Genomic DNA, 18,636 nt, shown 5'->3' on the forward strand with positions numbered 1-18,636 from the left:
TTTGACAGTTCACCAATTATCATAAAGGAGTTCACTATGAAACTAAATCGAGTTGTTGTAACAGGTTATGGCTTAACCTCTCCCATCGGAAACACACCAGAAGAATTTTGGAATAGTTTAAAAGAAGGTAAGATTGGAATTGGTCCCATCACCAAGTTTGATCACAGCGATTTTGCTGTTCATAATGCGGCTGAAGTCCAAGACTTTCCTTTTGATAAATACTTTATCAAGAAAGATACCAATCGTTTTGACAATTATTCCTTGTATTCCTTGTATGCAGCTCAAGAAGCGGTAACAAATGCGAATCTTGATGTAGAAGCAATCGATAAAGATCGCTTCGGTGTCATCGTTGCTTCTGGTATCGGTGGTATCAAGGAAATCGAAGATCAAGTTATCCGTTTGCATGAAAAAGGTCCAAAACGCGTTAAGCCAATGACTCTTCCAAAAGCTTTGCCAAATATGGCAGCTGGGAATGTGGCTATGCGCTTCGGTGCAAATGGTATCTGTAAGTCAATCAATACAGCTTGTGCCTCATCCAATGATGCTATTGGGGATGCCTTCCGTTCTATCAAGTTTGGTTTCCAAGATGTCATGTTGGTGGGTGGTTCAGAAGCCTCTATCACTCCATTTGCCATTGCTGGTTTCCAAGCCTTGACAGCTCTTTCTACGACAGAAGATCCTAGCCGCGCTTCCATTCCATTTGATAAAGACCGTAATGGCTTTGTGATGGGAGAAGGATCTGGTATGTTGGTGCTTGAAAGTCTGGAACACGCTGAAAAACGTGGAGCGACTATCTTGGCTGAAGTAGTTGGTTATGGCAATACTTGTGATGCTTATCATATGACTTCACCTCATCCAGAAGGTCAGGGTGCTATTAAGGCTATTAAATTGGCATTGGAAGAAGCAGAAATTTCTCCAGAGCAAGTGGCTTATGTCAATGCCCACGGTACCTCAACTCCTGCTAATGAAAAGGGAGAAAGTGGAGCTATCGTTGCTGTTCTTGGTAAAGAAGTACCTGTATCTTCAACCAAGTCATTCACAGGACACTTGCTTGGGGCTGCAGGAGCGGTAGAAGCAATCGCTACAATCGAAGCAATGCGCCATAACTTTGTACCAAAAACAGCTGGAACAAGTGAATTGTCAGACTATATTGAAGCGAATGTCGTTTATGGACAAGGCAAGGAGCAAGAGATTCCTTATGCGATTTCCAATACATTTGGCTTCGGCGGCCACAATGCTGTTCTAGCATTCAAGCGTTGGGAGGACTAGATGAATATCAATGAAATCAAAGACTTGATGGCTCAGTTTGACCAATCAAGCCTGCGTGAATTTTCTTATAAAAATCAAAGTGATGAATTGACTTTCAGCAAGAATGAAGGGCAAGCAGCAGTCGCAGCAACTCCAGCAGTTAGTGCAGCTCATGTGCAGCCAGCGAGTGTACCTGTAGCTGAGACTATTCCCCAAGCAGCTCCAACTTCAGCACCTGAGGTGGCTCCAGAGGCTCCAGCTGCTGAAGGTGATGTTGTGGAAAGTCCCTTGGTTGGCGTGGCTTACTTAGCAGCAGGTCCAGATAAACCAGCTTTTGTCAGTGTAGGAGACCAAGTTAAAAAAGGTCAAACTCTGATGATTATTGAAGCCATGAAGGTCATGAATGAAGTACCGGCACCTAAAGATGGTCTGGTGACGGAAATTCTGGTTCAGAATGAAGAAATGGTTGAGTTTGGGAAAGGTCTGGTACGCATCAAATGATTGATATCAATGCAATAAAAGAAGCACTTCCGCACCGTTATCCCATGCTGTTGGTAGACCGAGTTTTGGAAGTCAGCGAAGATGAGATTGTCGCTCTGAAAAATGTGACAATCAACGAGCCATTCTTTAACGGTCATTTTCCCCAGTATCCAGTTATGCCAGGTGTTTTGATTATGGAAGCTTTGGCTCAAACGGCTGGTGTTCTGGAATTGTCTAAAGAAGAAAATAAGGGCAAGCTGGTCTTCTATGCTGGTATGGACAAGGTCAAGTTCAAGAAGCAAGTTGTACCAGGTGACCAGCTGATTATTACGGCTAAGTTTGTCAAGCGCCGTGGCACCATTGCAGTGGTAGAGGCCAAGGCAGAAGTTGACGGAAAACTTGCAGCTAGCGGAACCTTGACTTTTGCGATTGGTCAATAAGAAAGAGGAGATTTCACCATGTTTCGTAAAATTTTAATTGCTAACCGTGGGGAAATTGCGGTCAGAATTATTCGTGCAGCCCGCGAACTGGGAATTGATACTGTCGCTGTTTATTCAACGGCTGATAAGGAAGCGCTCCATACTTTACTGGCTGATGAAGCAGTCTGCATCGGGCCAGCCAAGTCTACAGATTCTTATCTGAATATGAACGCTGTCCTGTCTGCTGCTGTTCTGACAGGTGCAGAAGCCATTCATCCTGGTTTTGGTTTTTTGAGCGAAAACTCTAAATTTGCGACTATGTGCGAAGAAGTTGGCATTAAGTTTATTGGACCTTCAGGTGCTGTCATGGACTTGATGGGGGACAAGATCAATGCTCGGGCTCAGATGATTAAGGCCAAAGTGCCGGTTATCCCAGGTTCTGATGGGGAAGTCCATACCTCTGAAGAAGCCTTGGAAGTCGCCGAAAAGATTGGCTATCCAGTCATGCTCAAAGCTTCTGCTGGCGGCGGCGGTAAGGGCATTCGTAAGGTTGAAAAGGCTGAGGATTTAGTAGCGGCCTTTGAGTCTGCTTCTAGTGAAGCCAAAGCGGCTTTTGGGAATGGCGCTATGTATATGGAGCGAGTTATCTATCCAGCGCGCCATATTGAAGTGCAGATTTTAGCAGATCAGCAGGGGCATGTAGTCCACTTGGGCGAGCGGGATTGCTCTTTGCAGCGGAATAATCAGAAGGTGCTGGAAGAAAGTCCATCTGTAGCGACTGGGAAAACCATGCGTCAGCAGATTGGGGAAGCGGCTGTTCGAGCAGCTGAGTCTGTCGGCTATGAAAATGCTGGAACGATTGAGTTTCTGCTGGATGAAGCCAAGGGTGAATTCTACTTTATGGAGATGAACACTCGGGTGCAGGTAGAGCATCCAGTGACTGAGTTTGTTACTGGTGTGGATATTGTTAAAGAGCAGATTAAGATTGCAGATGGCCAAGAGCTGTCCTTCAGTCAGGATGATGTTGAAATCCGAGGGCATGCAATTGAATGTCGGATCAACGCTGAAAATCCAGCCTTTAACTTTGCACCGAGCCCAGGTAAGATTTCCAATCTTTATCTGCCGAGTGGCGGAGTGGGACTGCGTGTGGATTCGGCGGTCTATCCTGGCTACACCATTCCTCCTTACTATGACAGCATGATTGCCAAAATCATCGTTCACGGGGAAAATCGCTTTGATGCCTTGATGAAGATGCAACGGGCTCTCTATGAGCTAGAAATCGACGGTGTTGTGACCAATAGCAGTTTCCAGCTGGATTTGATTTCAGATCCTAATGTGATTGCTGGTGATTATGATACAGCCTTTCTCATGGAGAAGTTCCTTCCGGCTTATCAAGAGAAAAAATAGATGACAAGGAGTGATTCTGTTTGAAAGAAGCAGAATCACTCTACAATTTGATGAAGGAGTAAGCAATGCCTTTGTTTTCAAAAAAGGATAAATATATTCGGATCAATCCTAATCGTTCCTCACGTGCCTTGCCTCAGCCCAAACCAGAAGTTCCAGATGAGCTTTTTTCCAAGTGTCCAGGTTGTAAGCATACCATTTATCAAAAGGATTTGGGGGCAGAGCGTGTCTGTCCAAGCTGTGGCTATACTTTTCGGATTTCAGCTTTTGAGCGCCTGAGTTTGACGGTGGATCAAGAAAGCTTTGAGGAATTGTTCACTGGTATTGAGACGACAGATCCCTTGCGTTTTCCAAATTATCGAGAAAAACTGGCGGAGACACGGGCAAAGACTGGCCTAGATGAGGCTGTTTTGACGGGGACAGCTAGTATCAAGGGACAAAAAACAGCCCTTGGGATTATGGATTCCAACTTTATCATGGCTTCCATGGGAACGGTTGTCGGTGAAAAGATTACCCGCCTCTTTGAGTATGCGACAGAGCATAAGTTGCCAGTCGTCCTCTTTACGGCTTCTGGCGGTGCCCGCATGCAGGAGGGGATCATGAGCCTGATGCAAATGGCTAAGACTTCTGCTGCTGTACAACGTCATTCAAAGGCTGGTCTTTTTTACCTGACAGTTTTGACAGATCCGACAACAGGTGGTGTCACAGCTTCCTTCGCTATGGAAGGGGATATTATCTTGGCAGAAGCGCAGGCTTTGGTAGGCTTTGCCGGTCGTCGAGTTATTGAGTCTACTGTACGGGAAAAATTGCCAGATGATTTTCAAAAGGCAGAGTTTTTGCTGGAGCATGGCTTCGTTGATGCGATAGTCAAACGTGGTGAATTGCGGGATCGGATTGCTACTCTCTTGAGCTTTCATGGAGGTGACCAATGACAAAAATCAGTCAGATTATCAAAGCAGCGCGTGATCAGTCCCGTTTGACAGCTCTGGATTTTGCCCAAGGCATTTTTGATGATTTTGTGGAATTGCACGGAGATCGTGGTTTCCGTGATGATGGTGCTGTCATTGGTGGTATCGGAACCTTAAATGGTCAGCCGGTTACAGTGGTCGGTATTCAAAAAGGTCGCAATTTACAAGACAATTTGCGGCGGAACTTTGGTCAACCTCATCCTGAGGGCTATCGCAAGGCTCTACGTCTCATGAAACAAGCTGAAAAATTTGGCCGTCCAGTCGTGACCTTTATCAATACGGCTGGTGCCTATCCTGGTGTCGGTGCTGAGGAGCGCGGACAGGGTGAAGCCATTGCCCGTAATCTCATGGAAATGAGTGATTTGAAAGTGCCCATTATTGCCATTATCATCGGCGAGGGTGGCTCTGGTGGGGCGCTAGCCTTGGCAGTTGCTGACAAGGTCTGGATGTTGGAAAACTCTATGTATGCCATTCTCAGTCCTGAAGGCTTTGCTTCGATTTTATGGAAGGATGGCAGCCGAGCAATGGAGGCGGCTGAGATGATGAAAATCACCTCGCACGAGCTCTTGCAGATGGGTGTCGTTGATAAGGTCATCCCTGAACGTGGCTTTAATAAAAATGAGCTCCTAGCTGCAGTCAAGCAAGAAATCAGTACTGAATTAGCGGAACTTTCTAAACTTTCTCTCGAGCAACTTTTGGAAGATCGCTATCAGCGTTTTAGAAAATATTAGCCAGAAGCCTTAGGGCTTCTTTTTCTTGCTTGAGAGAGGTATGGAGGCAGTTAAGGTAGGTAATATATTTTGGTTTGACATGTAGCATTATATTCTCTTTATAGAGGTCATATAAAATATATATTATACAAGCTGTAGAACCTATGTTAAGATAGTTGCTAATCAAAAGAAAAGAGGTTTCATATGTCAGAATTTACTATCCATACGATTGAGTCCGCGCCAGCTGAGGTGAAAGAGGTTTTAGAAACGGTTCAAAAAGATAACGGTGGCTACATTCCCAATCTTATCGGTCTTTTGGCCAATGCGCCAACGGCTTTGGAAACTTATCGGACGGTTGGAGCCATCAATCGCCGTAACAGCCTGACACCGACTGAGCGTGAAGTGGTGCAGATTACGGCTGCGGTTACCAACGGCTGCGCTTTCTGTGTGGCGGGCCATACAGCCTTTTCAATCAAGCAGATTCAAATGAATGACGATCTTTTGGAGGCTCTGCGCAATCGCACTCCGATTGATACAGATCCGAAGCTAGATACACTTGCTAAGTTTACCATTGCTGTCATCAATACCAAGGGACGGGTCGGAGATGAGGCTTTGGCAGACTTTCTAGAAGCGGGCTATACACATGAGAATGCTCTGGATGTAGTTTTGGGTGTTAGCCTTGCGACCCTCTGCAATTATGCCAATAATCTGGCCAACACGCCAATTAATCCAGAATTGCAGCCTTATGCTTAGTCTTGGATGGGGTGAGAAGGGGTTTTAGCCCCTTCTTTATCATTAGCTATAGCCAAGTAAAAACTAGTTCCGAGCTGGAGAGACTTTCTCTGGTTCAACTTCCAGAAGAGTTTTATCAATACTTTAGAAAATATAAAAAAATCGAAGCCGAAAGGCTTTTTTATACTTGTTTTTTTATATTTCATCTGGTATTATAGTTAAAGAAACAATTGTTGCGCAACGGTTGTTCTCAAAAGGAGTTTCTATGCCACCTAAAAATAAATTTACTCGTGATGAGATTATTCAAGCAGCTCTAGGGATTGTCAGAGAAGCCGGCTTAGCTGGTTTGACCGCTCGTTCTCTGGCTGAACGTTTACAGTCTAGTTCCAAGGTTATTTTCGGTCAGTTTGAAAATATGGAGGATCTGGGTCATTCGGTTGTTCGGGCAGCTGAGTTTGTCCTAGTCCAATATATTCGTTCGGCTTTGGAGCGGGCCAAATCTTTCAGAGCAGTTGGTATGGCTTATATCCTTTTTGCTAGTCAGGAACCTCAGCTTTTTAAAATTCTCTATCTAAATCCTCACAAGCACCCCATTGAGTCTTTCAAGGACTTTTTACCTCAGAAAGACCATAGTTATCAGCAGATATTAGAGTCGATTGTGGAGGATTATCCTATGTCCATAGAGAGTGCAGAGTTTGTCTATCAGCATTTATTTATCTATTCTCATGGTTTGGCTAGCATGATAGCATCAGGTATTTATTCTTTTAGTCAAGAGGAAATAACACAACGTTTAACGCAAGTATTTACTGCCCTCTTAAAGGAAATGAAAGGAAAGCAAGAATGATTAGATTAAAGGGAATTCGCAAATCCTACAATGGAAGAGAAGTTTTAAAAGGGATCGACTTAGAGATTGTTGAACAAGATTACTTGGTCATTTTGGGAGCTTCTGGATCTGGAAAGTCAACCTTGCTCAACGTTTTATCAGGCCTAGAAAAGCCAGACAGTGGCCATGTATACTACGGTGAGGGAGATCTATCCCGGCTGACAGAAGCTCAATTGACGGCTTTTCGCCGAGCGCAGATTGCTTTTATTTTTCAGCAGTATTTCTTACTTCCAAATCTCACAGTGGAGCAAAATGTCAAAATGGGTGCTAATCTAGCAGGCAATCAAGATTATGTCCGTATTTTGGAGGCTTTAGGTTTAGGTGATAAACTCCAACATTATCCAAGCCAGCTTTCAGGAGGTGAGCAACAGCGAGTGGCTATTGCACGGGCCCTAGCCAAAAGACCTCGTGTCCTCTTTTTGGACGAGCCGACTGGAGCTTTGGACGAGGCAACAGGTCGTCAGATTCTAGACTATATTTCAAGTCTTCAAGAAGAGCTAGGTTTTACGCTGGTCATGGTGACCCACAATGCAAATATTGCTCAGATGGCTAAGACTGTTGTCCATATCAATAGCGGCCAGATCCAAAGCATAGAGACAAATAACCAGCCCAAAACGGCCTATGAGATTGGATGGTAAACTATGTTTTCAATAAAAGATTTGTATAGATTAGTCGTTGTATCAGTTATTAGCTTTTGTGCGGTATTTGTGACCAATCTCTTTTTAAATTTTTATCTGGATATCAGTTTACTAGATCAAGCCAATTGGTTGCCTGAGATTCAAGCTGCTTATGATGCTCAAGTTGCTATCTCTTGGTTAATTGCATCAATTAGCGGAGCTGTTTTATCCCTGACATCGATGCTCCTCCTCTTCTTTTACATTCGGCAATTTATTGACCAGCATAAACCAGAATTAGGAATTTTAAAGGCTATGGGCTATAAAAACTGGGAAATTACCCGAAAGTTTTGGATTTTTAGTCTTCCAGTTGGTTTGGGAACGAGCATTGGCTATTTATCTTCTTTTGCTATGATGCCGCATTTTTATCAGTTGCGTAATCAAAGCGGGGTTTTGCCTGAAATCACCATTATGCAACATTGGTCCCTCTTCTTGTTTCTCGTTGTCTTGCCAACTCTAGCCTTTGCTGCTTTAGCCGTTCTCTACGCTAGTTATTATCTACGTTTGCCTGCTCTAGACTTGCTCAAGCGGGTCATCTCTAGTCAAAAGTCACCAAAAAGGAAAGCAGGAAAGAAAATAAGGAAAAACCGTCCCTTTTTAAAAGACCTTTCTGCCAGCCTGCTCTGGTCTAGAAAGTTATTAATTTTCTTTGTCATTTTCGGTTCGATGTGCTTTTCAGCTATGATTCAGCTATCATTTGGTATGAAAGAATTGACAGATGAGACCATTCAGAGCATGATGATGTCAATCGGTACTGTCCTATCAGTAGCAATCCTCTATCTGTCGTTGGGAGTACTCCTGCAGGAAAATCAAGAAACACTGGCTATTATGAAGGTTTTTGGTTATAGCAGAAATGAGTGCCATAAGAGTTTGTTTGCTCCCTACCGCTTTCTTGCTTTTTTGGGCTTCGTCTTAGGAACGGGCTATCAATACGGGATTATGCAGCTTTTACTCAGATTGATGGAAAAATCAATAGCTCAGAAAGTTGACTATGATTTTGATTTTGGAGTCTGCCTGATGACTTTGCTAGTCTTTGTCTTAGTCTATGAAAGTTTAATCTATTTATCCAGTAGAAGGATAGATCAACTGACTATTAAGCAGGTCATGTTGGGAGAATAAAAGAGGCTGGGACAAAAGTCCTAGCCTCTCAATTGTCTTTGGAATGTCGAGCAAGACGCAGTGGTTGAGTGGGCTCTACTACGCTGATTTCATCAGCTTTTACAGCCCTACTCAACTGTGCGGAGGTGGGACGACGAAATCGAATTCTAACGAATGACCGATTTCTGTCCCACTCTCTTTTTTGCTGATGATATGCTGAATACCTATCTGGAGGTGCTTGAGGATGTGTGTGATTTCCTTTGGAAAAACTTTATAGTTTTCCAAGTCTGTCAGGGGAATCCAATAGACTTGTTCTTGCTTATGTTGGTAGTCAAATTGCTTGCCGTGAGGCTTCATCAGGTAATAGAAGCAAATCTCATGACAATCTAGCCCTTTGAGGATGCCTGTTGAGTTTGAAAATAAATTTTCATGAACAAAAGCCAGCTTCTCAATCTCATACTTTTGTCCAGTTTCTTCGAAAACTTCTCGCTGGACAGCTTCTTCGGAGGTCTCTCCAAATCTGACCGCCCCTCCCACTGAATAGAAATAGTCCTCGCTAGGAGAAGATATGACACAGAGGGCTTCCTCCTCAATGATGAGTGCAGCAGCCCGATAGCGAAAGCGCTCCTGTCCTTGCCTATAAGAAATATCCTTTGCCATAGTATCCTCCTTGCGTTTTTTAGTTTACTTGATTTCGCTCTTTCTGTCAATGCTTTCTGTACCCAGACAGTTGTATTCTTTCTCTCTTGCGACAGGCTTTTTTTCCTGTTAAAATAAGGGCATGACTCGTTATAAAGCCCTTATTTCCTACGACGGACATGACTTTGCTGGCTTTCAGCGCCAGCCTCATGCTCGGAGCGTTCAGGAAGAAATCGAAAAAACCTTAACTCGTATCAACAAAGGTCAGCCCATTGTCATCCACGGAGCTGGTCGGACCGACAGCGGCGTTCATGCGCTTGGGCAGGTCATTCACTTTGACCTCCCGTCAGCTAGAGATGAAGAAAAGCTGCGTTTTGCCTTGGATACCCAGACGCCAGAAGATATTGATGTCATTTCTGTGGAGGAAGTGACGGAGGATTTTCATGCCCGTTACCAGCCGCACAGTAAGACCTATGAGTTTCTGGTGGATATTGGTCGACCAAAAAATCCGATGATGCGCCACTATGCGACCCACTATCCCTATCCTTTGGAGATTTCTCTGATGGAGCAGGCCATTAAAGCCTTGGAGGGAACGCACGATTTTACAGGTTTTACAGCCTCGGGTACCAGTGTGGAAAATAAGGTTCGTACAATTACAAAGGCTAGTATGACTTTTGATGCGCAGCGTAATTTTTTAGTCTTTACTTTTTCGGGCAATGGCTTTCTCTATAAACAAATCCGCAATATGGTGGGAACCCTGCTCAAGATTGGAAACAAGCGGATGCCAGTCAATCAAATCGAACGGATTTTAGAAGAAAAAGATCGGCAGCTAGCTGGACCAACCGCAGCGCCTAATGGTCTTTATCTAAAGGAGATTATCTATGAAGAATAAGCTAATTTTAGCCCTCTCTGGCAATGACATTTTTAGTGGTGGTGGTCTTCATGCGGATCTAGCTACTTATACGGTCCATGGCCTGCATGGCTTTGTAGCGGTGACTTGCTTGACCGCTATGACAGACAAGGGATTTGAAGTCCTTCCGACCGATGAGCAGGTCTTCTCGCAGCAACTCTCTTCGCTCAAAGATGTGCCTTTTTCAGCTATCAAGTTGGGCTTGTTACCAACGGTTGCCATTGCAGATCAGGCTCTGGACTTCATCAAAAAGCAAGCGGACATACCAGTCGTGCTAGACCCTGTCCTAGTCTGTAAGGAAACCCACGATGTGGAAGTGTCAGCTCTTCGTGATGAATTGATCAAATTTTTCCCTTATACAACCATTATCACGCCCAATCTACCAGAAGCAGAGATCCTTACCCAGTCGGATATCAAGACATTGGATGACCTCAAGGCTGCGGCTGTGACTCTCCATGAATTGGGAGCTCAAAATGTCGTGATCAAGGGAGGAAATCGTTTTAGCCAAGATCAGGCCCTTGATTTATTTTACGATGGCAAAGACTTTCAGTTACTAGAAAGCCCTGTTTTGCCAAATAATAATACAGGAGCAGGTTGTACCTTCGCTTCGAGCATAGCTAGTCATCTTTTGGCAGGTCAATCCCCTCTTGAAGCCGTCAACTATTCAAAAGATTTTGTTTACCGCGCTATCCAGCGCTCAGATCAGTATGGAGTTATTCAATATGAAAAATAATCAGACACGAAAAATCGCTTTGCTGGCTGTCATTACAGCCCTATCTATTGTTTTGGGGAATTTTTTCAAAATCCCGACGCCAACTGGCTTTCTAACCCTGTTAGATGCTGGGATTTACTTTACCGCATTTTATTTTGGTCGTAAGGAAGGAGCTTTGGTTGGTGGTCTGTCCGGTCTCTTGATTGACCTAGTGGCCGGCTATCCTCAGTGGATGGTCTTTAGCCTCATCTGTCACGGACTTCAGGGCTACTTTGCTGGTTTCACTGGCAAGCAGCGTTATATCGGTCTACTCTTGGCTGGACTTGCCATGGTCGGCGGTTATGCTCTCTTTGGTAGCATTTTGAGTGGACCTGGTGCAGCTATCGCAGCGATTTGGGGCAATGTCATGCAAAATATTTTTGGTTTGGTGGTCGGCTATGCCCTTTACAGAGCCTTTCCCCTTGTCTTGAAAAGAGCCCTTCAGCCAGAGTAAGTGAGGTCAAAGATGGATTTAGAGAAACTTGAAAAGGAAACCAGACAGATTGCCACAGATGTCCTGGACAAGGCGGGTTTGGTCAAGGGAAATATTTTTGTCCTAGGTCTATCTTCTAGTGAAGTCATGGGGGGAGACATCGGCCAGTACTCCAGTAGGGAAGTCGGTCAGGTCATTGTCAAGACCTTGTTAGATATTCTGCAAGCTCGGGGGATTTACTTGGCCGTTCAAGGCTGTGAGCACCTCAACCGTGCCTTGGTCGTGGAGCGAGAATTGGCAGAAAAGAAAGACCTAGAAATTGTCAATGTCCTGCCCAGCCTCCATGCAGGCGGAAGTGGCCAGTTAGCAGCTTTTGACTATATGGAAGATCCTGTGGAGGTTGAGTTCATCACAGCCCATGCTGGCTTGGATGTGGGAGATACATCAATCGGAATGCATGTCAAGCATGTTCAGGTTCCTATTCGCCCTCAACTACGCAGTTTGGGTCAGGCTCACGTTACCGCCCTTGCCAGTCGTCCCAAGTTGATTGGCGGAGCTAGAGCGTCTTATATTGAGGATAGAATTCGAAAATCCTAGTAGAAATAGGAGAAGGGAGGCTGGGACAAAAGTCCTAGCCTCTCAATTGTCTTTGGATTGTCGAGCAAGACGCAGTGGTTGAGTGGGCTCTACTACGCTGATTTCATCAGCTTTTACAGCCCTACTCAACTGTGCGGAGGTGGGACGACGAAATCGAATTCTAACGAATTACCGATTTCTGTCCCACTCTCTTTTCCCAAATGGCAGACTTTGCCTGTCGATTCTCGTGCTGGCGAGAAAGGTAAACCCACAGTGATATGTGAATATTGTCTGCTAAGAGCTGGATAAATGGTCAAAAAAGAGTAAAAAGTGGCTAAGATTCCAGCGTATGAAAGGGGAAAAAGGGGAAAAATAAAAGGTGTCGCTTGAAAAAAATGCTACTTATGTTATAATGGATTGTATGTAAAAAATTTGAAGGAGAACTGACAGAATGTCTGTATCATTTGAAAACAAAGAAACAAATCGTGGAGTATTGACTTTTACTATCGGTCAAGACCAAATCAAACCTGCTTTGGATCGCGCTTTTAATGCAGTAAAGAAAAATATTGCTGTACCAGGTTTCCGTAAAGGTCATATTCCTCGTCCAGTCTTCAACCAACGTTTTGGTGAAGAATCACTTTATCAAGACGTCTTGAATGCATTGCTTCCAGCAGCTTATGAAGCAGCTGTAAAAGAAGCTGGTCTTGAAGTGGTTGCACAACCAAAAATTGATGTGACTTCAATGGAAAAAGGCCAAGACTGGGTCATCACTGCTGATGTTGTGACAAAACCTGAAGTGAAATTAGGTGCTTACAAAGACCTTGAAGTATCTGTAGAAGTTTCTAAGGAAGTGACTGATGCTGAAGTTGACGAGCGCATTGAGCGTGAACGCAACAACTTGGCTGAGTTGGTTCTGAAAGATGGAGCAGCAGCTGAAGGCGATACAGTTGTCATCGACTTTGTTGGTTCTGTTGACGGTGTTGAATTTGACGGCGGAAAAGGCGATAACTTCTCACTTGGACTTGGTTCAGGTCAATTCATCCCAGGTTTCGAAGACCAATTGGTTGGTCACTCAGCTGGTGAAACAGTAGACGTTGTTGTAACCTTCCCAGAAGACTACCAAGCAGCTGACCTTGCTGGTAAAGAAGCAAAATTCGTTACAACAATCCATGAAGTTAAAGAAAAAGAAGTTCCAGCTCTTGATGATGAACTTGCAAAAGACATCGACGAAGAAGTTGAAACTCTTGCTGAATTGAAAGAAAAATACCGTAAAGAATTAGCAGAAGCGAAAGAAGCAGCTTACAACGATGCAGTTGAAGCAGCAGCGATTGATCTTGCAGTAGAAAATGCAGAAATCGTTGACCTTCCAGAAGAAATGATTCACGAAGAAGTTCATCGCGCTGTGAACGAATTCCTCGGCAACATGCAACGTCAAGGTATCTCTCCTGATATGTACTTCCAAATCACTGGTACAACTCAAGAAGACCTTCACAAACAATATGAAGCAGATGCTGCAGCACGCACCAAGACTAACCTTGTTGTAGAAGCAGTTGCGAAAGCAGAAGGCTTTGAAGCTAGCGCTGAAGAAGTTGAAGCAGAAATCACTTCATTGGCAACAGACTACAACATGGAAGTAGACCGCGTCCGCCAATTGCTTTCAGAAGAAATGCTTAAACATGATATCGCTGTTAAAAAAGCAGTTGAAGTCATCACAAGCACTGCTAAAGTAAAATAATAGCTTCTAGTCGACCCTAGTGGACGACAAATGCAAGCACAGGAGAGAACGATTTGTTCTCTCTTTTTTGATGTTGGAGGGATGGTTTAAAATGGGAAAGCTAATCTCTAGATTAAAATAAGCTCTACAATTCCTACAGGGAGTTAATCTCTGTAGAAATTATAGAGCTAATATCACAACATCCATGGAATATCCATTTCGTCAACTGTTTTAGCAGCATGAAATGCAGCTATTTCATTTTCAATAATTTTTAATAACTCATCTTCCTCAAGTAAATGTAATATTTTAAGATTCTTTTGTGTCAGTTCCTCATTAGCATCACAAATTCCGATTCTAGCCGAATGAAATGCAATTGCATCATACCGTTTAAGTAATTTTGCTGTTTTAATAACGATCGAACAAATATGACTACACATGGAATAGTGTTTATAATAAAAATAAAAGGTGGACAAATTTGATAGGATGGCTAGCTTTATAGGAAGGATATTTTGAAAATCAGAGTATTTTTCTAGTCTGTGAAGAATTAATTGAGTGGTATCTATAATGGTCTCAGTAGGAAGGACAAAAAGAATGGAGTTTAAAATGTTGAAATCTGATGCGTACCATGTATCATGATATCTCAAATCGTTCCATAGAACGTCAACTATATCTTGTGTCACTTTATCTATGATTAAAATTCCATTCTTTCTAATTTGAAGTACAACGGTCAAAGATTGGTGCAATTTTTGGATAGAGATATCATAATGAGTTTTTAAATAAGATTCGCATTTCTTATGAATAGCTTCAAGTTCTCTTACTCCACTAATTGAATGAATATTGCTGATTTTATTGAAGAGTTCGATATGCTCGCTAGGATGGTAAAGATTACAAATATAATCAAATTCATCAAAGCTCATATTAATTTGCTGAAGTAAAAAAGCCATGTTCTCATACTTTGGAACGACAAGTCCATTCTCTATTTTAGAGAGTGTTGTAGGAGACAGTACATTGCCACACACATCTGACTGAGTGAGGTTTTTAGACTTTCTAATTTCTTGATAAACTTTTCCAAAATCATATCTCATATCATAATCTCCAAAAAAACTTGAAAATAGTTAAAACAATACTACGTGATTCTGACTACATTATATAATTTAGTAAGGAGGAATGCAAAGAAATATAAAAAATTTCAAGTCGTAAATTATGTTCTGTCATTTTCTTATATATTCTTAACAAACTCTATGTTAGGCTAGGGAACTGTGTAGAATATAGAACTTAGAAATAAGAAAGTAGGTCAAAAAATGGCTAAGAAAAAGATGCTGTTAACTTTATCAGTCGTAGCATTAGGAATTGGTTCATATGCTTTGCTGAAACCTGTTATTGCAGAAACAACAATCGGTAAAACAAACGAAAATCAGACGATTTCAATTTATAAGAATCTACTAAAAGGTAAATCTGAAAAAGAAATTAATGACTACTTTTCAGGTTTATCAGACAGTAAACTGATCATTGCAGACAAATCAGGTGGTTTTACAACTAGCTCTACAGATGACTACAGTAATCCCGTAGAGACAATCGATGAGAATGGCAATAAAGAATTAAAATATTTCCAAGATAAAAGTGTTGCTGCAACAGTTGGTGAAATCAAAGAAGCACTTAAGAATAACTAAATCATACAACTTGCTGATGTTACTTGCTAGTTGTTGAATTAGAGAGAAAGAGAGTGGGACAAAAGTCCGACCTCAAATATAAAAAGCGAACAAAACTAGTTTTCTGCTAATCAGAATTCTGCTTTGTTCGCTTTTCGCATTTAATTATAGATTTGAAGGGCTTAATAATTAAGATTTTTAAAAATTGAAATCTTTTTGTCCCAAACTCTTCTTGTCTCGTGTTTAGTTATTCGGCTCTAGGATAAGAACTTTAATCTCTTGGTGTGACTGCTTAGAGAAAGTGAGTCTAGCCTAGGCCTCGGCTGGTCACTTTTCCTATAGATTCATGGCAATCTAGGCGTCGGCTGATCACCTTTCCTATAGTTTTGTGGCAATCTAGGCCTCGGCTGATTACTTTTCCTATAGATTCATGGCAATCTAGATCTCGGCTGGTCACTTTTCCTATAGATTCCTGTCAATCTAGGTCTCGGCTGGTCACTTTTCCTATAGATTCATGGCAACTTAGGTCTCGGCTGTCCACTTTTCCTATAGATTATTGGTAACCTAGGCCTCGGCCGGCCACTTTTCTTTAGTTTTTAAGGTAAATGATACTTGAGATAGCCGTTGGTCAAAAGTAAGTGTCTGACGAGAGGAGATGTCTCTTGTTTGGAAAACGGCTAGCAGGACTGGCTAGTCTAGCTGGTTTCTAAGTTTCAAATAAGGAATTATTTCAAAAACAAATAGGATAACGAAAAGCAGTTTTTAGCTGATTGCTGAGAAATGCTAGGCTGTCATAGAGAGATATTTAGCTTTTAGACAGATTTTTTTGGGGAGCTTGTGATATACTGTTAGTATGGAAAAAAATGATATTGTTTACGGCGTGCATGCTGTGACCGAGGCCTTGATGGCCAATACGGGAAATAAACTTTACATTCAGGACGACTTGCGTGGCAAAAACGTGAGCAAGCTGAAAGATTTGGCGGCAGAAAAGAAGGTCTCTATCTCTTGGACCCCTAAGAAAACCTTACAGGAGATGACGGATGGAGCCGTTCACCAAGGCTTTGTCTTGCGGGTATCGGAGTTTGCCTATGCAGATTTGGCGGATGTTTTGAAAAAAGCGGAGCAGGAAGAGAATCCACTGCTGTTGATTTTGGATGGCTTGACAGACCCGCATAATCTGGGCTCTATCTTGCGCACGGCTGACGCTACCAATGTCACGGGGGTTATCATTCCCAAGCACCGAGCAGTCGGCGTGACACCAGTTGTAGCCAAGACCTCTACGGGTGCTATCGAGCACATTCCTATTGCCCGTGTGACCAATCTCAGCCAGACTCTGGACAAGCTCAAGGAAGCTGGCTTCTGGATTTTTGGGACGGATATGCAGGGGACGCCTGTTCATAAGTGGAATACGGCAGGAAAGTTGGCCCTCATCATCGGCAACGAAGGCAAGGGGATTTCCAGCAACATCAAGAAGCAGGTGGACGAAATGCTGACCATTCCCATGAATGGTCATGTCCAAAGCCTCAACGCCAGCGTCGCAGCAGCCATTCTCATGTATGAAGTCTTTAGAAATCGGGTGGGCTAATGCAAGTACTAGAAGCTTATGCGTTAGAAAAATATCAAACAGAAAAGTTTGAGCCGATCATTTATGATATTTACCATAATAAAAGAGAAGATAATTATTGCTATTGCTTTGAAATCACTGAGGAAGCAGATCAGTATCCCTTAGAGGATTTGTTGACCCAATATTCCTTGAATTGCACGGATTTATACGGTCAAGGAAGTCAGGTAAATGGCGCTTTGAAATACCTCATTGAGGTAGAAACCTTATCTATTGATAAGGCGGATTTCATCAGTATTCTCAATTTTTCTACAATTTTAAATAAAGAGATTGTGAATTATGTAAAAGGAAAATATGAGTGCCTTGCTGAAAAGAGGCATATAAGTTCCTTTTATATGGGGAACCAAAAAGTGGAAGTTCCTGTGCTTGCTTTCCGAAGTGATAACTCTGGGATGGTTTCTTTTCAAAATAAATATCCAGAGGTGCAATTATCAAATTTATTTTTAGAAGATAAAAAATATGATGTTGAGTGTTTAGATGGGGAATGGACCTGTATTGAATTACTTGATGGTAAGGCAAACTTGATTTTAAAAGCTTCACACGATGAATATTTCCAATATATTTTTGATTTGAAAGGTTTTCAAGGTGCCAGTCCTGTTCTAGACTGACCGAGCGAAATAGCTTTCATAAAAAGCAAGAAATTTCTAATAGCTAGTCCCGGCATGTTGGTAGGCAAATCACCAGGAATAACCCGCTTATGTCCATGGAGAAGCCTTCTCTGTGGCAACTAAAAAATGATGGAGAAAAAGATGACCTTTAAAATTTTAACGGATTCGACGGCAGACCTGCCAGAAAGCTGGACTCAAGAACATGATGTGCAGGTTCTGGGCTTAACCATTCAGCTGGATGCTCAAACCTACGAGACTGTCGGACCGGATAAGCTGACCAGTGAGCAGCTTTTAGCCAAGATGGAGTCTGGCAGCAAGCCAACTACCAGCCAGATCAATGTCGGCCAATTTGAAGATGTTTTCCGTCAGTATGCTCAGGAGGGCACAGCAGTTCTCTATGTGGCTTTTGCTTCCGCCCTGTCTGGTACCTACCAAAGTGCAGTCATGGCGCGGGAGATGGTCTTAGAGGATTATCCTGAGGCAATCATCACAATCCTTGACACCAAGGCAGCTTCGATGGGTGAAGGGCTCTTGGTCATGAAGGCTGTAGAAGCTAGAGCGGCAGGTCAAGGGTTAGAACAGACGGCAGCTTTGCTTCAAAGTCTAGTGCCTAGAGTAAAGACCTATTTCTTAGTAGATGACCTCAACCACCTCATGCGGGGTGGCCGTATTTCCAAGGCAGCGGCTCTCATGGGAAGTTTGGTCAATATTAAGCCCATTATCGCAGTCACAGCTGACGGAAGTCTGGATTCGGTCGCTAAGGTACGAGGCAAGAAGAAGGCGCAGGCTGAGGTGGTTCGGATGACTCTAGAGACCATTTCTGAGCCACTTGTAGTGATTGCCTATGCAGGCGAAAAAGAAGTCGCTGAAACTGTCAAGGAGCAGCTTTTGGCTTCTGGACAGGTCACAGAAGTCCTTATCCTGCCTCTTGGTCCGGTTATTTCGACGCATACTGGTCCAGGTACCCTAGGACTCTTTAGCATTGGCAGTGAACTTTCAGACTAAATAGAAATGAAATCGTTATTTTATAAATAATTGCATCAAATATATTGACTTTTGGTTAGAAAATTTGGTATGATAGTAGGCGGTATTGTTTACCCCATTTGTAAGGCCCCGGAA

General features: G+C 42.9%; 21 protein-coding genes. 19 read left to right on the forward strand and 2 right to left on the reverse strand.

From position 1 onward, the window contains the following. Positions 1 to 36: 36 nt before the first annotated feature. The 10 genes from fabF to RWS39_RS06195 all read left to right on the forward strand — a co-directional run bounded on the left by fabF (position 37) and on the right by RWS39_RS06195 (position 8,637). The gene (gene fabF / locus RWS39_RS06150; protein WP_314481454.1) at positions 37 to 1,269 is read left to right on the forward strand and encodes a beta-ketoacyl-ACP synthase II; all 1,233 of its coding nucleotides are present in this window, start codon (positions 37 to 39) and stop codon (positions 1,267 to 1,269) included. Then, positions 1,270 to 1,749: an acetyl-CoA carboxylase biotin carboxyl carrier protein gene (gene accB, locus RWS39_RS06155; protein WP_314481457.1), complete on the forward strand. Its 480-nt coding sequence runs from the start codon at positions 1,270 to 1,272 to the stop codon at positions 1,747 to 1,749. Next, positions 1,746 to 2,168: a 3-hydroxyacyl-ACP dehydratase FabZ gene (fabZ, locus tag RWS39_RS06160; RefSeq protein WP_314481458.1), complete on the forward strand. Its 423-nt coding sequence runs from the start codon at positions 1,746 to 1,748 to the stop codon at positions 2,166 to 2,168. The genes accB and fabZ overlap by 4 nt, the downstream gene beginning before the upstream one ends. An 18-nt stretch (positions 2,169 to 2,186) precedes the next feature. Next, positions 2,187 to 3,554 (forward strand): acetyl-CoA carboxylase biotin carboxylase subunit, encoded by a 1,368-nt coding sequence (locus RWS39_RS06165; RefSeq protein ID WP_314481459.1) that lies wholly within the window; start codon positions 2,187 to 2,189, stop codon positions 3,552 to 3,554. A 65-nt stretch (positions 3,555 to 3,619) separates the two neighbouring features. Continuing rightward, positions 3,620 to 4,483 carry an acetyl-CoA carboxylase, carboxyltransferase subunit beta gene (accD, locus tag RWS39_RS06170; protein ID WP_314481462.1) on the forward strand — a complete coding sequence of 288 codons (864 nt, stop codon included), beginning with the start codon at positions 3,620 to 3,622 and terminating at the stop codon, positions 4,481 to 4,483. Next, positions 4,480 to 5,250: an acetyl-CoA carboxylase carboxyl transferase subunit alpha gene (locus RWS39_RS06175; RefSeq protein ID WP_045500627.1), complete on the forward strand. Its 771-nt coding sequence runs from the start codon at positions 4,480 to 4,482 to the stop codon at positions 5,248 to 5,250. The genes accD and RWS39_RS06175 overlap by 4 nt, the downstream gene beginning before the upstream one ends. A gap of 183 nt (positions 5,251 to 5,433) precedes the next feature. Next, positions 5,434 to 5,982 (forward strand): carboxymuconolactone decarboxylase family protein, encoded by a 549-nt coding sequence (locus tag RWS39_RS06180; protein WP_009659051.1) that lies wholly within the window; start codon positions 5,434 to 5,436, stop codon positions 5,980 to 5,982. A 244-nt stretch (positions 5,983 to 6,226) separates the two neighbouring features. Next, positions 6,227 to 6,805, forward strand: a complete 579-nt coding sequence (locus RWS39_RS06185; RefSeq protein WP_314481463.1) for a TetR/AcrR family transcriptional regulator — start codon at positions 6,227 to 6,229, stop codon at positions 6,803 to 6,805. Continuing rightward, complete coding sequence (locus RWS39_RS06190) at positions 6,802 to 7,482, forward strand: ABC transporter ATP-binding protein (RefSeq protein WP_314481464.1); 681 nt, start codon at positions 6,802 to 6,804, stop codon at positions 7,480 to 7,482. Before RWS39_RS06185 ends, RWS39_RS06190 begins: the two co-directional genes overlap by 4 nt. Before the next feature lie 3 nt (positions 7,483 to 7,485). Next, positions 7,486 to 8,637, forward strand: coding sequence for an ABC transporter permease (locus RWS39_RS06195; protein ID WP_314481465.1), 1,152 nt, complete (start codon positions 7,486 to 7,488; stop codon positions 8,635 to 8,637). Between the two features lie 111 nt (positions 8,638 to 8,748). On the opposite strand, the gene RWS39_RS06200 is transcribed toward RWS39_RS06195, so the two are convergent. Further along, entirely contained in the window at positions 8,749 to 9,276 is a 528-nt protein-coding gene (locus tag RWS39_RS06200; RefSeq protein ID WP_125383424.1) for an NUDIX hydrolase, read from the reverse strand. Between the two features lie 121 nt (positions 9,277 to 9,397). On the opposite strand from RWS39_RS06200, the gene truA reads away from it, so the two are divergent. From truA to tig, 5 genes are all read left to right on the forward strand, one after another. After that, the gene (truA, locus tag RWS39_RS06205; RefSeq protein WP_125383425.1) at positions 9,398 to 10,147 is read left to right on the forward strand and encodes a tRNA pseudouridine(38-40) synthase TruA; all 750 of its coding nucleotides are present in this window, start codon (positions 9,398 to 9,400) and stop codon (positions 10,145 to 10,147) included. Further along, positions 10,137 to 10,898 (forward strand): bifunctional hydroxymethylpyrimidine kinase/phosphomethylpyrimidine kinase, encoded by a 762-nt coding sequence (locus tag RWS39_RS06210; RefSeq protein ID WP_125383426.1) that lies wholly within the window; start codon positions 10,137 to 10,139, stop codon positions 10,896 to 10,898. The genes truA and RWS39_RS06210 overlap by 11 nt, the downstream gene beginning before the upstream one ends. Beyond that, positions 10,888 to 11,370 (forward strand): ECF transporter S component, encoded by a 483-nt coding sequence (locus tag RWS39_RS06215; RefSeq protein WP_015605737.1) that lies wholly within the window; start codon positions 10,888 to 10,890, stop codon positions 11,368 to 11,370. Before RWS39_RS06210 ends, RWS39_RS06215 begins: the two co-directional genes overlap by 11 nt. Positions 11,371 to 11,382: 12 nt before the next feature. Then, a complete protein-coding gene (locus RWS39_RS06220) occupies positions 11,383 to 11,946 on the forward strand; it encodes a TIGR01440 family protein (protein ID WP_125383427.1) in 564 nt (187 codons plus the stop codon). A gap of 430 nt (positions 11,947 to 12,376) precedes the next feature. Beyond that, positions 12,377 to 13,660 carry a trigger factor gene (gene tig / locus RWS39_RS06225; protein WP_314481478.1) on the forward strand — a complete coding sequence of 428 codons (1,284 nt, stop codon included), beginning with the start codon at positions 12,377 to 12,379 and terminating at the stop codon, positions 13,658 to 13,660. Between the two features lie 173 nt (positions 13,661 to 13,833). Here the strand turns inward: tig and RWS39_RS06230 are convergent, their stop codons facing one another. Next, positions 13,834 to 14,724, reverse strand: a complete 891-nt coding sequence (locus RWS39_RS06230) for a helix-turn-helix domain-containing protein (protein ID WP_314481481.1) — start codon at positions 14,722 to 14,724, stop codon at positions 13,834 to 13,836. 216 nt (positions 14,725 to 14,940) lie between these two features. On the opposite strand from RWS39_RS06230, the gene RWS39_RS06235 reads away from it, so the two are divergent. The 4 genes from RWS39_RS06235 (at position 14,941) to RWS39_RS06250 (ending at position 18,522) form a co-directional block, all read left to right on the forward strand. Then, positions 14,941 to 15,309 carry a hypothetical protein gene (locus RWS39_RS06235; RefSeq protein WP_314481483.1) on the forward strand — a complete coding sequence of 123 codons (369 nt, stop codon included), beginning with the start codon at positions 14,941 to 14,943 and terminating at the stop codon, positions 15,307 to 15,309. Between the two features lie 832 nt (positions 15,310 to 16,141). Then, positions 16,142 to 16,873 carry a 23S rRNA (guanosine(2251)-2'-O)-methyltransferase RlmB gene (gene rlmB / locus RWS39_RS06240; RefSeq protein ID WP_125371120.1) on the forward strand — a complete coding sequence of 244 codons (732 nt, stop codon included), beginning with the start codon at positions 16,142 to 16,144 and terminating at the stop codon, positions 16,871 to 16,873. Then, positions 16,873 to 17,517, forward strand: coding sequence for a hypothetical protein (locus tag RWS39_RS06245; protein WP_314481486.1), 645 nt, complete (start codon positions 16,873 to 16,875; stop codon positions 17,515 to 17,517). The genes rlmB and RWS39_RS06245 overlap by 1 nt, the downstream gene beginning before the upstream one ends. Positions 17,518 to 17,658: 141 nt before the next feature. Next, positions 17,659 to 18,522, forward strand: coding sequence for a DegV family protein (locus RWS39_RS06250; RefSeq protein ID WP_314481489.1), 864 nt, complete (start codon positions 17,659 to 17,661; stop codon positions 18,520 to 18,522). Positions 18,523 to 18,636: the final 114 nt, after the last annotated feature.

The organism is Streptococcus cristatus, from assembly GCF_963529205.1.
GTDB lineage: Bacteria > Bacillota > Bacilli > Lactobacillales > Streptococcaceae > Streptococcus > Streptococcus cristatus_O.

What these genes read in the sequence shown, in the direction of transcription:
- fabF (WP_314481454.1), top strand. Translation starts at nt 37, where the DNA reads ATGAAACTAAATCGAGTTGTTGTAACAGGTTATGGCTTAACCTCTCCC.
- accB (WP_314481457.1), top strand. Translation starts at nt 1,270, where the DNA reads ATGAATATCAATGAAATCAAAGACTTGATGGCTCAGTTTGACCAATCA.
- fabZ (WP_314481458.1), top strand. Translation starts at nt 1,746, where the DNA reads ATGATTGATATCAATGCAATAAAAGAAGCACTTCCGCACCGTTATCCC.
- RWS39_RS06165 (WP_314481459.1), top strand. Translation starts at nt 2,187, where the DNA reads ATGTTTCGTAAAATTTTAATTGCTAACCGTGGGGAAATTGCGGTCAGA.
- accD (WP_314481462.1), top strand. Translation starts at nt 3,620, where the DNA reads ATGCCTTTGTTTTCAAAAAAGGATAAATATATTCGGATCAATCCTAAT.
- RWS39_RS06175 (WP_045500627.1), top strand. Translation starts at nt 4,480, where the DNA reads ATGACAAAAATCAGTCAGATTATCAAAGCAGCGCGTGATCAGTCCCGT.
- RWS39_RS06180 (WP_009659051.1), top strand. Translation starts at nt 5,434, where the DNA reads ATGTCAGAATTTACTATCCATACGATTGAGTCCGCGCCAGCTGAGGTG.
- RWS39_RS06185 (WP_314481463.1), top strand. Translation starts at nt 6,227, where the DNA reads ATGCCACCTAAAAATAAATTTACTCGTGATGAGATTATTCAAGCAGCT.
- RWS39_RS06190 (WP_314481464.1), top strand. Translation starts at nt 6,802, where the DNA reads ATGATTAGATTAAAGGGAATTCGCAAATCCTACAATGGAAGAGAAGTT.
- RWS39_RS06195 (WP_314481465.1), top strand. Translation starts at nt 7,486, where the DNA reads ATGTTTTCAATAAAAGATTTGTATAGATTAGTCGTTGTATCAGTTATT.
- RWS39_RS06200 (WP_125383424.1), bottom strand. Translation starts at nt 9,276, where the DNA reads ATGGCAAAGGATATTTCTTATAGGCAAGGACAGGAGCGCTTTCGCTAT.
- truA (WP_125383425.1), top strand. Translation starts at nt 9,398, where the DNA reads ATGACTCGTTATAAAGCCCTTATTTCCTACGACGGACATGACTTTGCT.
- RWS39_RS06210 (WP_125383426.1), top strand. Translation starts at nt 10,137, where the DNA reads ATGAAGAATAAGCTAATTTTAGCCCTCTCTGGCAATGACATTTTTAGT.
- RWS39_RS06215 (WP_015605737.1), top strand. Translation starts at nt 10,888, where the DNA reads ATGAAAAATAATCAGACACGAAAAATCGCTTTGCTGGCTGTCATTACA.
- RWS39_RS06220 (WP_125383427.1), top strand. Translation starts at nt 11,383, where the DNA reads ATGGATTTAGAGAAACTTGAAAAGGAAACCAGACAGATTGCCACAGAT.
- tig (WP_314481478.1), top strand. Translation starts at nt 12,377, where the DNA reads ATGTCTGTATCATTTGAAAACAAAGAAACAAATCGTGGAGTATTGACT.
- RWS39_RS06230 (WP_314481481.1), bottom strand. Translation starts at nt 14,724, where the DNA reads ATGAGATATGATTTTGGAAAAGTTTATCAAGAAATTAGAAAGTCTAAA.
- RWS39_RS06235 (WP_314481483.1), top strand. Translation starts at nt 14,941, where the DNA reads ATGGCTAAGAAAAAGATGCTGTTAACTTTATCAGTCGTAGCATTAGGA.
- rlmB (WP_125371120.1), top strand. Translation starts at nt 16,142, where the DNA reads ATGGAAAAAAATGATATTGTTTACGGCGTGCATGCTGTGACCGAGGCC.
- RWS39_RS06245 (WP_314481486.1), top strand. Translation starts at nt 16,873, where the DNA reads ATGCAAGTACTAGAAGCTTATGCGTTAGAAAAATATCAAACAGAAAAG.
- RWS39_RS06250 (WP_314481489.1), top strand. Translation starts at nt 17,659, where the DNA reads ATGACCTTTAAAATTTTAACGGATTCGACGGCAGACCTGCCAGAAAGC.